At 69.6% G+C, this 13,134-nt stretch carries 9 protein-coding genes; 5 read left to right on the top strand and 4 right to left on the bottom strand.

The window, feature by feature from the left end; genetic code table 11:
- Positions 1–471 precede the first annotated feature (471 nt).
- Positions 472–1,560 (bottom strand): 3-deoxy-7-phosphoheptulonate synthase, encoded by a 1,089-nt coding sequence (locus ACZ7OI_RS29610; RefSeq protein ID WP_470267415.1) that lies wholly within the window; start codon positions 1,558–1,560, stop codon positions 472–474.
- 289 nt (positions 1,561–1,849) lie between these two features.
- Between ACZ7OI_RS29610 and ACZ7OI_RS29615 the strand changes: the two genes are divergently transcribed.
- The 3 genes from ACZ7OI_RS29615 to ACZ7OI_RS29625 all read left to right on the top strand — a co-directional run bounded on the left by ACZ7OI_RS29615 (position 1,850) and on the right by ACZ7OI_RS29625 (position 4,676).
- Positions 1,850–2,875: a 6-phosphofructokinase gene (locus ACZ7OI_RS29615; RefSeq protein ID WP_344267830.1), complete on the top strand. Its 1,026-nt coding sequence runs from the start codon at positions 1,850–1,852 to the stop codon at positions 2,873–2,875.
- Positions 2,876–2,957: 82 nt separating this feature from the next.
- The gene (locus ACZ7OI_RS29620; protein ID WP_470267416.1) at positions 2,958–4,232 is read left to right on the top strand and encodes a S41 family peptidase; all 1,275 of its coding nucleotides are present in this window, start codon (positions 2,958–2,960) and stop codon (positions 4,230–4,232) included.
- Between the two features lie 9 nt (positions 4,233–4,241).
- Positions 4,242–4,676, top strand: coding sequence for a VOC family protein (locus ACZ7OI_RS29625; RefSeq protein ID WP_470267417.1), 435 nt, complete (start codon positions 4,242–4,244; stop codon positions 4,674–4,676).
- 48 nt (positions 4,677–4,724) lie between these two features.
- On the opposite strand, the gene ACZ7OI_RS29630 is transcribed toward ACZ7OI_RS29625, so the two are convergent.
- Positions 4,725–6,470, bottom strand: coding sequence for a putative Ig domain-containing protein (locus ACZ7OI_RS29630; protein WP_470267418.1), 1,746 nt, complete (start codon positions 6,468–6,470; stop codon positions 4,725–4,727).
- 167 nt (positions 6,471–6,637) lie between these two features.
- Here ACZ7OI_RS29630 and ACZ7OI_RS29635 point away from each other — a divergent pair, with 167 nt between their 5' ends.
- Positions 6,638–7,735 (top strand): AAA family ATPase, encoded by a 1,098-nt coding sequence (locus ACZ7OI_RS29635; RefSeq protein WP_470267419.1) that lies wholly within the window; start codon positions 6,638–6,640, stop codon positions 7,733–7,735.
- A 2,209-nt stretch (positions 7,736–9,944) separates the two neighbouring features.
- Here the strand turns inward: ACZ7OI_RS29635 and ACZ7OI_RS29640 are convergent.
- Together ACZ7OI_RS29640 and ACZ7OI_RS29645 are read right to left on the bottom strand one after the other, a co-directional pair.
- Entirely contained in the window at positions 9,945–11,381 is a 1,437-nt protein-coding gene (locus tag ACZ7OI_RS29640; protein ID WP_470267420.1) for an aromatic amino acid ammonia-lyase, read from the bottom strand.
- 10 nt (positions 11,382–11,391) lie between these two features.
- Positions 11,392–11,694, bottom strand: a complete 303-nt coding sequence (locus ACZ7OI_RS29645; protein WP_182890918.1) for an ArsR/SmtB family transcription factor — start codon at positions 11,692–11,694, stop codon at positions 11,392–11,394.
- 169 nt (positions 11,695–11,863) lie between these two features.
- Here ACZ7OI_RS29645 and ACZ7OI_RS29650 point away from each other — a divergent pair, with 169 nt between their 5' ends.
- Entirely contained in the window at positions 11,864–13,090 is a 1,227-nt protein-coding gene (locus tag ACZ7OI_RS29650; RefSeq protein ID WP_470267421.1) for a glycoside hydrolase family 18 protein, read from the top strand.
- Positions 13,091–13,134: the final 44 nt, after the last annotated feature.

The following is a 13,134-nucleotide window of genomic DNA, read 5'->3' on the forward strand; positions in this document are numbered from 1 at the left end:
GTCAAGGCGGGAAAGATGCCTTGACAAGCACCCGCCGTCCGCATTTTTGGCTTCGTATCGGGGTGCGGGGGAGTGTGGCTGCGCTGGTGAGTTGGGTGCGCGGGTGCGGTTTGGCGGGTGGGCGCGCGGCTTGGGTGCGTCGGTGGGTTGTGTGCGCGGGCTGGGGTTGGGCAGGTGGGGCGCGGGGCTTGGGTGCGTTGGCGGGTTGTGTGCGCGGGCTGGGGTTGGGCAGGTGGGCGCGGGGCTTGGGTGCGTTGGCGGGTTGGGTGCGCGGGTCGCCTTGAGGAGGTGGGCGCGTGGCTTGGGGGTGTGGTCAGTTGGGTTCGCGGGTGGGGGCGCGGCTTGGGTGCCTTGGTGAGTTGGGTTCGCCGGGTGCCGGTTGGGCGGGACTTCGGCTGGTCGTGAGGGGAACCCTGAAGGACTCTGATTCCTTCAGGGTTCCCCTCACAGACGGGCGGTGAGGTATGGGGGTCAGCGGCGGGTGCGGACGGCGGAGGCCAGGGTGTCCAGCAGGTCTTCCGTCGTGTCCCAGTCCATGCAGGCGTCGGTGATCGACTGGCCGTAGGTCAGGTCCGCTGAGCGGCCCAGCACCAGGTCCTGGCGTCCGGCGACGAGGTTGCTTTCCAGCATCAGGCCGGCGATTCCGCGTTCGCCCGCGGAGATTCGGCCGGCCAGGTCGCGGACGACTTCCGACTGGCGGACGTGGTCCTTGTTGCTGTTGCCGTGGCTCGCGTCGATCACCAGGCGTTCCGGCAGGTCCGATTTCGCCAGGCGGGCGAGGGTTTCCTCGACCGTCGCCGGGTCGTAGTTCGGGCCGGCGGAGCTGCCTCGCAGGATTACGTGGCAGTCCGGGTTTCCGGAGGTCGTCACCAGGGCGGCCAGGCCGTCGACGTTGATGCCGGGGAAGACGTGCGAAGCCGCTGCGGCGCGGGTCGCGTCTACGGCTACCTGGATGTCGCCTTCCGTCGAGTTCTTGATGCCGACTGGCATGGACAGGGCGCTGCACAGTTGGCGGTGGACCTGGCTGGCGGCGGTGCGCGCGCCGATCGAGCCCCAGGTGACGATGTCGGCGATGAACTGCGGGGTGATCGGGTCGAGGAATTCGCAGCCGACCGGCAGGCCCAGTTCGGAGACGTCCAGGAGGAGTTTCCGGGCCAGGCGCAGGCCCTTGTTGACGGCGAAGGTGCCGTCCAGGTCCGGGTCGTTGATCAGGCCCTTCCAGCCCAGCGTGGTGCGCGGCTTTTCGAAGTACACCCGCATCACGATGTGCAGGTCTTCGCGCAGAGCCTCGGCCTTGGCTGCCAGTCGGCGGGCGTAGTCGAGGGCGGCTTCGGGGTCGTGGACCGAGCACGGGCCGACGATCACCGCGAGACGGTCGTCGCGGCCGTCGAGGATGTCGACGGTTTCCGTGCGGCCGTTTTGCACGACTTTCGCGACCGCGGCGTCGACGGGATGGTCTTCGCGCAGCAACGCGGGCGAGATGAGGGGACTGACCGAGGTGGTGCGGCGGTTGTCCAGCGTGCTCGCGTCGGCGGGGGCGGCGACGAGGCGGGTGTTCATGAGCGGGTGGTTCCTTCCTGGTGGACACCGACCCGCGGGGGATTGCCGAGCCGGTTCGAGATCCGGCTCGGGGTGGAGGTCAGCGCAGGTTCACGCCGCCGTGCCCACCCGGGGCCGGCTTCGTAAACCAGAAATAGCGCTGCACGGCCCCAAGGTAACACACCGCGGAACAACTCCTGCCAGGACCGATTCGGCAGGTGGTCCGCCCTGCACCGATCCAGATGAAAGCCGCTACGCTGTCCGCGGACTGTGACTGCACTCTCCCTGCGAGGAAAGACGGAGGCAACAGATGCGTGTCGGTGTGCTGACGGGGGGCGGCGACTGCCCCGGCCTGAACGCGGTCATCCGCGCGGTGGTCCGCAAGGGCGTCGAAGTGCACGGCTGGGAGTTCGTCGGCTTCCGCAACGGCTGGCAGGGCCCGCTGACCGGCGACAGCCGGCCGCTCGGCCTCGCCGACGTCGAGGACATCCTCACCCGCGGGGGCACCATCCTGCGGTCGTCGCGGACGAACCCGTACAAGGTCGACGGCGGCGTCGACAAGATCCGCAAGGTGCTCGCCGACCAGGGCGTGGACGCGCTGGTCGCGATCGGCGGCGAGGACACCCTCGGCGTCGCCAAGCGGCTGACCGACGACGGCATCGGCGTCGTCGGCGTGCCCAAGACGATCGACAACGACCTCGGCGCCACCGACTACACGTTCGGTTTCGACACCGCGGTCTCCATCGCCACCGAGGCGATCGACCGGCTGCACACCACGGCCGAATCGCACCACCGCGCGCTCGTCATCGAGGTCATGGGGCGGCACGCGGGCTGGATCGCGCTGCACTCCGGCCTCGCCGGCGGCGCGAGCGTGATCCTGGTGCCGGAGCGGCAGTTCTCCGTCGACCAGGTCGTGCAGTGGGTCGAGCAGCGCTTCGAGAAGGAGTACGCGCCGATCATCGTCGTGGCCGAGGGCGCGCTGCCCGAGGGCGGCGAGGAGAAGCTGCTGACCGGCGAAAAGGACGCCTTCGGGCACGTCCGGCTCGGCGGCATCGGCAACTGGCTCGCCGACGAGATCACCGAGCGCACCGGCAAGGAATCGCGCGCGGTCGTGCTCGGCCACGTCCAGCGCGGCGGCACCCCGACCGCGTACGACCGGGTCCTCGCGACGCGCTTCGGCCTGCACGCGGTGGACGCGGTCGCCGACGGCGACTTCGGCGTGATGGTGGCGCTCAAGGGCACCGACATCGTTCGCGTGAAGCTGTCCGAGGCGACGGCCGAGCTGAAGACCGTTCCGCTGGAGCGGTACCAGGAGGCCGAAGTCTTCTTCGGCTGAGCCGCGGGTAGGGGCAACCCCACTACGGTGCCGGGGGCGTGCGGTATTCCGCGCGCCCCCGGCTTTTTTCTACCCTCGGCTCGTGCGAATCTTCCTGGCGGGCTTGACGATGCTCTCGGTGGCCGTGGTGCCGAACTCCACTGTGGACGGTGTATGGCGGACGGACGGGTACGGGCAGTTGGTCCAAGTGTCCGGCGGCAAGCTGACGACCTACGACGTCACCGAGGTCAGTTGCTTGCCCGGCACGCTTTCCGGAACCGGCGACGGCACAAGGTTTTCCACCAACGAAGGTTCCGTCGTCACCATCCGGCCGGGCCGGATGAGTTTCGACAACAACCTGGGCGCGCGGTCGCTGCGTCGCGTCCACAGTGGATTGCCGACCGAGTGCCGGGCTCCGTCCGCAGAGCTGTTCGACGTTTTCTGGCGCACCTTTGCCGAGAATTACCCGTTTTTCCGGGCGAAAGGCGTCGACTGGAAGTCCGAAGGGGACGCTGCCCGCCGCGAGGTGGCTGCCCATCCGGAACGACTCTTCGACGTCCTTTGCGGACTGATCCGCCCGCTGCACGACGCTCATGTCGGCCTGCTCGCGTCAGGCCAGCATTGCTCTTCGCCCCGCCCAGGCACCCCGGATCTGAAAACGACTGTCCCGCGCGCGATCGCCGTAGCCGACGCGAATCTCGGCGCGCCGATCCAGCGATGGGCCGACGGGGCCATCGCATACGCGGATCTGCCGGAGGGGCGTGGATACCTGCGCATCAGCGGATTCCACGACTACGCCGACACTTTCGGCGCCAGCAGCAAGGTCCTGGCGAAAGCGTTGGACGAGATCTTCACCGCCGACCGGGTGCACAGCCTGCGCGGCTTGATCCTCGACCTGCGCGTCAACGGCGGCGGCGACGATCCGCTCGGCTTGCAGGTCGCCGCGCGGCTGACCGACGTCCCGCACTTCGCCTACGCCAAACGCGCGCGTAACGACCCGGACGATCCGGCGCGATTCACCGTGCCGCAACCGTTCTTCGTGCAGCCTGCAGCGGCGCCGCGCTACACCGGTCCGCTGACGGTCCTCACCGGCAGCCTGGACGTCTCGGCGGGGGAGACTTTCCTGCAGGCGCTGCTGAATCGACATCCTCGTCCGGTCCTGATTGGACAGTCCACTCAGGGCGCGTTCTCGGACATGATGGAGCGGACGCTGCCGAAACAGGGCTGGAAGGTGGCGCTGCCGAACGAGGAGTACCTCGACCCGCACGGCCGCACCTACGACGGCACTGGCATCAGCCCGGACCTCGAGATCCCGGTTTTCGCCCCGGAAGATCTCGCCGCCGGGCGGGACCCGGCGCTGGCCGCCGCCCGCCGGTAGGGTGAGCGCATGGGGTCGGTCAAGCAGTTCCAGGTCACTTTCGATTGCGCGGAACCCGCGCGCGTCGCCCGCTTCTGGTGCGAGGTGCTGGGGTACGTCCCGCCGCCACCGCCGGAAGGGTTCGCCGACTGGGCCGAGTTCGACCGTTCTCTGCCGCCCGAGGAGCAGGGCGCCTGGGCGGCCTGCGTCGATCCCGCCGGGGTCGGACCGCGGCTGTACTTCCAGCGCGTGCCCGAAGGCCGCGTAGTAAAGAACAGGGTGCACCTCGACGTGCGCGTGGGCACCGGGCTCGTGGGCGACGAACGGCTGGCGGCCCTGGAGGCCGAGGCTGAGCGGCTGGTCGCGCTGGGCGCGTCCATCGTGCAGGTGCTGCGCGCCGACGGCGTGAACGAGTCCTGCATCCCGATGCAGGACGTCGAGGGCAACGAGTTCTGCGTGGACTGACACAGCCGCGGTGCCGTGACTGAGCCACGGCACCGCGACGCTGTCAGGTCAGGAGACGGAAACGTTGGCCGGAGCGGTGAACGAGCCGCCCGACACCTGGTAGATCTGCGACACGGTGAGGCTGCCGCCCGCCGGGATGGCGTCCTGGCCGGTGATCACGACGTGCCCGGTGGACCCGGACGCGGTGCCCGGGTTCGTGGTCGACAGCGACTCGTTCGAGGCCAGGTCGAACGACAGCGTCCAGCCGTTCGCCGTCGTCGCGCCCGCGTTGGTGATCGTGAAGTGCGCGAAGGCGCCGAACCCGTAGTCGTAATCGGTGGTGAACTTCGCGGTCAGCTTGCCCACTGGGGCCGTCGTGACGGTCCAGGTGAACGGAGCCTGCGCGGTCGCCCCGGCGGAATCGGTGGCCGTCACGGTCACCTTGCTGGTGCCCTCGGCGCTCGGCGTTCCGGTGATGGAGCCGGTCTTGCCGTCGATGGCCAGTCCGGCCGGGAGGCCGTCAGCCGAGTACGTGTAGGGCGAGGTGCCGCCGGAAGCGGTGACCTTCAGCGAAACCGCCTTGCCCACCACGCTGTTCTGGTTGCCCGGGTTGCTGACGCTCAGCTTGCCGTTGGTGCCGCCGCCCGGGGTCAGGCCGGTGACGCCGCGCGGGGTGCCGAGGCCGGTCGGTCCGTCCCATCCGGTGCCCGCGTTGCAGATCACGGTGCCGCAGCTGCCGTTGCTGCCCGAAGTGACGTCGTTGAAGTCGCCGGTGTGCGCGTACGGGTAGGTCGCGGCGTTGTCGCCGTCCTTCGGCGTTCCGGCGAGCGCCCAGATGCCGGCGACGATCGGCGTGGCGAGGCTGGTGCCGCCGTACTGCGACTGCTGGCCGTTGACGTAGATCGTGATGCCGCTGTTGGGATCCGCGTCGGCGGAAATGTCCGAAGTGGCCCGATTGTCGCAGGCGGTGCTGATCCCGTTCTGGAACGCGGGCTTGCTGAACTTGCTCGAACAGCCGCTGCCCGTCTTGTTCCAGGCGGTTTCGGAGTAGCCGCTGCCGGACGCGGTCAGCGTGGTGCCGCCGACCGCCACCACCTCGGGCGAGGTGGCCGGGTATTCGGCCTGCGCACCGCTTTCGCTGCCCCAGTCGCCGGTGGCGCCGAGGATGGCGACGCCAGGGTGGTTGTAGTGCTGCTCGGCGTCCGACGGGATCGCGCTTTCGTGGTCGGCGTAGCTGTTCGACACGATCTTCGCGCCGAGCCGGACCGCGCTGTCGACGGCCGCCGCGAGGTCGCTGTCCTCGTTGCTGTTGCCTTCCACCAGCAGGATCTTGCAGTCCGGGCAGAGCGCGCTGACCGCGTCCACGTCGATGGCCATCTCGGTCGCCCAGCCCGAGTCGGTCTTGGTCGGAAGCGTGCTCGTGCCGTCCTGGCCGACCACGGTCAGGCAGCCGTTCGCCTTGGTGCAGGAGCCGAGGTTCCAGTGCGACCGGTAGTCGTTCAGGTCCTTTTCGATGCCGGGGTCGTCGAAGGCGTCGACGATCGCGACGGTGGTCCCGCCGCTCTTCAGCCCGGCGACGCCGTACGCTTTCTGCAGGTCGGCCGGGCTCATCGCGTTCGCAGGCCGGGCGCCCGACGAAACCAGTTGCACGGCCTGGCATTTCGCGTAGCCCTCGGGTGCGCTGGCGCACGACGCCGGGCTCAGCTGCGGGCCGGCGTCGGCGGCCGGGGCGAAGGTCGCCGCCACCCCGGCCCCCAGAGCGAGCGCCGCACCGGCGGCAGCCAGCCGTCTCAAGGTCATTCCTGCACGCATCATCGCGTCCTTCCTGGTACGCCGCTGCCCGGAAGACGGGCGAAAAGCGGTGCCGTCATTGGATTTCACCGAGGCGGTGCGGAACCAGGAACAACCGGCACAACCGGCTGTTGTGCCGGGAGGAGGAACCCGACCTTCGGAGGATGTTCCGCGCGCGGGGGCGAGCGAACATGGAGAGGCAGGAGGTGCGGGACATGCCGGACGGCGCGGCGGAAACGTTCGACCGGACGCTGGTCCGGTTGCGCCGGGCGGCCGGGCTGACGCAGGAACAACTGGCGCAGCGCTGCGGCCTGAGCACCCGCGGCGTGGGGAATCTCGAACGCGGGCAGCGGCATCCGCGGCGGGTCACCGTGCAGCTGCTCGCCGACGGTCTCGCACTGCCCGAGGACGGCCGCGCCGAACTGCTCGCGGCGGCCCGGCGCGGCAGGCCGCGTCCGCCGGACACCCCGGTCCCGAGGCCTCGTCCGGCACCGGATCTCATCGGCCGCGTCGAGGAACACGCCTTGCTGGACAAGCACATTTCCGGCACCGGCAAACCGTTTCTGGTCTTCGCCGGACAGACCGGCATCGGCAAGACCCGGCTGCTGACCGAAGCCGCGACGCTGGCCGAGACCCGGGGCACAGTGGTGCTTTCGACGGCGTGCTCCCGGCACGGCGGAGAGCCGTACGCGCCGCTCTCCGAAGCGTTCGCCCGGCACGCGTCCGAGCACCCCACCGGGCCCGGCCTGGCGTTCCTGCTGCCCGAGCAGCGCACCGCCGAACCGGCTCCGCCGCGCTGGCTGATGTTCGCCGAAGCAGCGCGGTTTCTCGACACGCTGGCGCGACGCCACGGCGTCCTCGTGATCCTGGACGACCTTCAATGGGCCGGTCCGGACGGCCTCGCGTTGCTGGCGTCGCTGGTCCAGGACGTCCGGCCGGACCGCGTCCGCTTCCTCGCCGCCTACCGCGACACCGAGATCGCCGCGGCCGAGCCGTTGGCCGACACCCTGCTCGATTTGTACCGGAAAGGCTTGCTGACCCAGCATTCCCTGGCCCGCTGGCGGACGACGACGCGACGATGCTGCTGCACCACAGCGCCGGGACCGAGGTGGGACAGTCCGCCCGCGAGCGGGTGCTCCGGCTGTCCGGCGGTCTTCCGTTGTTCCTGGTCCAACTGGGACACGTGCTGGGCAGATCGGGCAAACCGCCCGCGGAACTGCCGTGGGGACTCGCGCACGCGGTGCGGCGGCAGCTCGGTTCGCTGCCCGAACGCACGGCCGAGGTGCTGACGCTGCTGGCGGTCGGGCAGCAGCGGATGGACCCGGACGTCCTTGCCGCGGCCGCCGGGCTGGATCCGGCGGAGCTGTCCGAAGTGCTGGCGCCCGCGCACACCGCGCGGCTGCTGGACGAGAACGCCGAGGGCGTCCGGCTGACTCACGAACTGGTCGCCGAGGTGATGAACGGAGACCTGCCGCCAAGCCGCCGGCACGTGCTGCATCGCAGACTGGCCGAGGCGCTGGGCGGCGCGGCTGCGGCGTATCACTACACACACGCGCAGGACACCGAACGGGCCGCGCAAACCTTGCGGCACGCCGCGGACGAAGCCAGCAGACAAGCCGCGCACGACACGGCCGCGCAGCACTTGGGCGCACTGGTCGATCTGCTGGACCGCACCGGTTCCCAGGCCGACGTCGCCGAAGCAGCCGAAGCCTGGGCGGACGCGCTCGCCGCTGCGGGCCGTTACGACGCCGCGCTCGCCGCCGCCGAACGCGCGCTTCTGGTGTACCGCAAGGAAGGCGACGAGGAACGGCAACGCCTGGTGATCGCCCGGATCGGCTACCTGCACTACCAACGAGGCACTCCGCGCGAGGGGCTGGCCCGGATCGCGCCGACGCTGACCGAGGACCGGCCCGGCGGATCGGCCGTACGGCTGCGGCTGGCTCGCGCCGCGAATCTCTACCAGAGCACGCGCTACCGGGAGTCCGTCGAGGTTTCCACCGCCGCGATCGTCGCCGCGGAAGCGGTGGGGGACGAGCACGGCCTGGCAGGCGGGCACCTGCGTCGAGGCCTGGCGTTGCGACTGCTCGGCCGCAACGAGGAAGCGCTGGCTGATCTGCACACCGCTGCCGCCACCGCGGAACTGGGCGGCGACCGGGAGATCGTCGTCCGCGCACTGACCGGGGTCGCGGTGCTGCACCATTACCGCGGCGAACTGGCCCGGGCCGACCGGCAATTCGAGCGAATCCTCCGGCTGGCCGAGGAACTCGGCGACCGGGAACTGCTCAGCCGAGCCGTCTGCAACCTCGGCGCGAGCGCGGTCTACGTCGGCCGCTGGGGCGACGCTCTGCGGCGGTTCAGCCAGGCACTGGAACTCGCGGGACACGGCAGGTCGCCCATGTGCGGCGCGATGGCCCTCATCGGCCGGGGCGCGCTGTGGTCAGCCTGCGGGCGCTTCGACACGGCGGCCGACGATCTGACTCAAGTGATTCGGTTGGGGCGCGAAAGCGACAATGCCGACATCATCTGCAACGCGTCTGCGCAGCTGGCGGAGAACGACGTGCGTGCGGGGCGTCCTGAGCGAGGGGTGCGCCGGTTGCTGCCGTTGCTTGCGATGCAAGGGGAGCGGAGCTGGCAGATGACGGATGCGCTGCCGTTCCTCGCCGAAGCCCAACTGGCGGCTGGCGATCCGGTTGCCGCCGGGGAGACTGCGGCGGAGGCTGTTGCTTGTACTGAGCACATCGACCACATCCTTGCCCGTACGGATGCTTTCCGGGTGCAGGGTCTTGCTTTTCTTCGGTGCGGGGCCTTTTCCTCGGCGGAGGAGAGCCTTGAGGAAGCGCGCTCGCTGGCTGAACGGATGGCTTCGCCGTACCTGATCGCCCGGGTGAGCTCCGCGCACGCTGGCCTGTCAGAGCGTCGAGGTGACTGTGCTGCTGCGGCCCGGGATCGGGGACGGGCGGAGGAGTTGTTCACGGCTTTGCGGCGGGACGCTTTGGCGGACGGCTGAGTGTCCACTGTGGTCGGTTCCGCCGCCGGAAAACTCGGGTGCCCCGGCGGACGTCGGTTTCTACACTCGTTGGAATGGACAGCTGGCCGGACCTCCTGAACGTGGTCGATGTCGGTGCGACCTGCTGGGAGAAGCAACCGCTGCCGGCCAGATCATCGAGATCGGGCTGACGGTCGTCGATCTGCGTGCGGGCGAGCGTGCGGCCAAGCACCGGATACTGGTCCGTGGGCCAGCTCGGAGACTACGACCGCAATCAGTTCGCCCGGCAATGCCGCCACACCGGCACCGAGTACCCGTTCGATGGACGGCACACCAACGCGAAGGCGGCGTTCACCGTGGCCTACGGCCTGCGTCGTCGCCTGGGAATGGCACAAGCCCTTGCCGTAGCGGGTCTTCCGCTAGAAGGCCGTCACCATCGCGGCGACGACGACGCGGTGGAACATCGCCGCGCTGGTACTGGACATCGCGAAACGCGGGGTATGGCCGAGCGGTCAGATCCGCGCCAGCTCGTCCAGAACCCCAGCTGCCTTCGCGATGTCCTCGGTCAACGGCCGATCCTCCAACCGCTCGTCCAACACCTCCACCGCAGCCGCGAAAGCCGCTCGTACCGGCAGATCCACCAGTTCCGCCTTCCGGATCCGCAGCGCTCGCACCGCCGCCACCAGCTCGCACGCCAGCACCTGCCGATACGCGGCCGCAGCCGCCGTGGCAGCCCGCGCGGCCTGGGTCGAGAAGCTTGCGTGGTCCTCGATCCCGCGCGACACCACCGCGGTCCCGAGCGTCGCCGGCAGCGCCGCCTGCCGCAGTTCGGTGAGCGCGTCGTGCGCGACGTACTCCAGGATCATCACCCCGGAACTCCCCGGCGGCCCGACCGCGAGAAACGGCCGCAGCCCGGTGAATTCCGGTTCCACCAAGTCGCCCAACCGCGCCACAGACAGCTCCGCGACCTGATGCACCGTCGCGCGGGCTTGGTCGAGCGCGGTCGAGACGTACGCGGTGTGGAAGTGCGCGTGGTGGTACGCATCGCCGTGCACCGTAGAGATCATCGGATTTTCCGTGCTGGCATTGATTTCCACCGCGAGCACATCCCGCAGATAGTGGATCGCGTCCAGCGCAGGGCCTTGCACCTGAGGAAAAGCGCGCAACCCGAAGGGATCCTGAAGCCGACGCCCCGGCTTAGGCGTGCCGTGCATGCCCAACAGCCGACGCATCTCAGCCGCACACGCCACCTGCCCGGCGTGCGGACGTGCTTCGTGCACAGGCGTTGCGTACGCCTCGGGGTTGCCGTCGAGAGCCACGTACGTGAGTGCGGCGACGGCGTGGCTCGCGCGGGTGAGCGTGTCCAGGCTCATCGCGGCGAGAGTCGCTTCGGCGAGCGTTGCGGCGTTGCTGCTCATGAACGCCAACGCGTCGCCCGCGTGCACCGGAACCGGTGGCACCGCACCGATCGCCCACTCGCGTTCCCCGGCCAACGCGAGCGCGGTTTCCGCGAGCGGCGCGAGGTCACCGGTGCCGATCGCGCCCAGCCGGTGCACCACGGGCAGCGCGCCGGTGCGGACGGCTTCGGCGAGCGCGCCGATCAGCTCCGGGCTGATTCCGGACCGGCCGGTCAGCAGCTGGTTGAGCCGGATCAGCAGCATCGCGCGGATCTGGCTTTCCGGCAGGAGGTCGCCGCTGCCGCCGGCGTGGCTGCGCAGCAGGCGGAGGCCGTGCTCGGCGGGCTCGTCCACCGCGTCGTCCTTGTTCGCGCCGACGCCGGTGGTGCGGCCGTAGACCACTCGCCGGGTGCTCAGGTCCTCGGCCAGCTTCCACGAATGCTCGGCGGCGCGCATCGCGGCGATGGACACGTCGATCGCCAGCGGGCCCTCGGTGCGCGCCGCCGCGACCACGTCGGCGCAGCGCAGGGTCCGGCCGTCCACTCGGATCACGGCGTGCTCCTCACTCGGTTTCGTCCAGCCGCTGTTCGAGCGCGTCGAGCCGGTCCGCCCAGAACTGCCGGTAGGGCGCGAGCCACGCGTCCACTTCGGCCAGCGGTTCGGCGCGCAGCCGGTAGCAGCGGCGCTGCGCGGACACCCGCACGGTCACCAGCCCCGCCTCGCGCAGCACGCGCAGGTGCTTGGACACGGCGGGCTGGCTGAGCCGCAGTTCGGCCACCAGCTCGCCGACCGACCGCTCGCCTTCGAGCAGCAGGTCCAGCAGCGCGCGGCGGCGGGGTTCGGCCAGCACGTCGAAGGTCTGCATCACCCCGGAAATCTGCCTCGCGGGGCATATGCCTGTCAAGGAATGCGAGTACCGCCGAATGTCCGGTTTGTGGTCTAAACCATTGACCTGGTGGTCTAGTCCACTTACGGTGCATTCGTCCCCACCGTTACCGCTTCGTCACCGACGGTGACTCCTGAAGGGAGCAACGATGCTTCGCTTGCGCAGAAAACGCCTGCTGGCACTGGCCGGCCTGGCGACCGCGGCGTTCGCCGCCGCGGCCGCGCTCGTCCCCGCCGCTTCGACGGCCGCGCCCGCGAGAACCGAGGCCGCGGCCGGGAAAGTGGTCGGCTACTTCACCGACTGGGGCATCTACGACCGCAACTACCACGTGAAGAACATCGAGACGTCCGGCTCGGCGAACAAGCTCACGCACATCAACTTCGCCTTCGGCAACGTCACCAACGGCGGCTGCGCGATCGGCGACGCCTGGGCCGACTACCAGAAGACCTACGACGCGGCAGGCAGCGTCGACGGCGTCGCCGACACCTGGGACCAGCCGCTCGCGGGCAGTTTCAACCAGCTCAAGAAGCTCAAGGCCAAGCATCCCGGGTTGAAGATCATCTGGTCGTTCGGCGGCTGGACCTGGTCCGGCGGCTTCGGGCAGGCCGCGAAGAACCCGGAAGCCTTCGCGAACTCCTGCTACAACCTCGTCAACGACAAGCGTTGGGCCGGGTTGTTCGACGGCATCGACCTCGACTGGGAATACCCGAACGCGTGCGGCCTCACGTGTGACACCAGCGGCCCCGACGCGTTGAAGAAGCTGCTCGCGGCAGTGCGAGGGAAGTTCGGCTCGTCGAAGCTCGTCACCGCCGCGATCACCGCGGACGGCAGCAACGGCGGCAAGCTCGACGCCACCGATTACGCTGGCGCCGCGCAGTATGTCGACTGGTACAACGTGATGACGTACGACTTCTTCGGCGGCTGGGCCGCGCAAGGCCCGACCGCGCCGCACTCGCCGCTCACGTCGTACAACGGCCTGCCGACGCAGGGCTTCTACTCGGATGCCGCCATCCAGAAGCTCAAGACCAAGGGTGTCCCGGCGTCAAAACTGTTGCTGGGCATCGGTTTCTACGGCCGCGGTTGGACCGGCGTCACGCAGAGCGCGCCGGGCGGCACCGCTACCGGACCGGCTCCCGGCAAGTACGAACAGGGCATCGAGGACTACAAGATCCTCAAGACGAGCTGCCCGGCGACCGGAACCGTCGCGGGCACCGCGTACGCCAAGTGCGGTTCGAACTGGTGGAGCTACGACACCCCGTCGACCATCGCGGGCAAGACGTCGTACGCGAGGTCGCAGGGCCTCGGCGGCACTTTCTTCTGGGAGCTGTCCGGGGACACCTCGAACGGCGAACTGATCACCGCGCTCGCCAAGTAGTCGAGCTCGATACCGCCGGGGCGCCGATTCTGTCGGTGCCCCGG

The sequence above is a fragment of the Amycolatopsis sp. NPDC114503 genome (genome assembly GCF_055633655.1).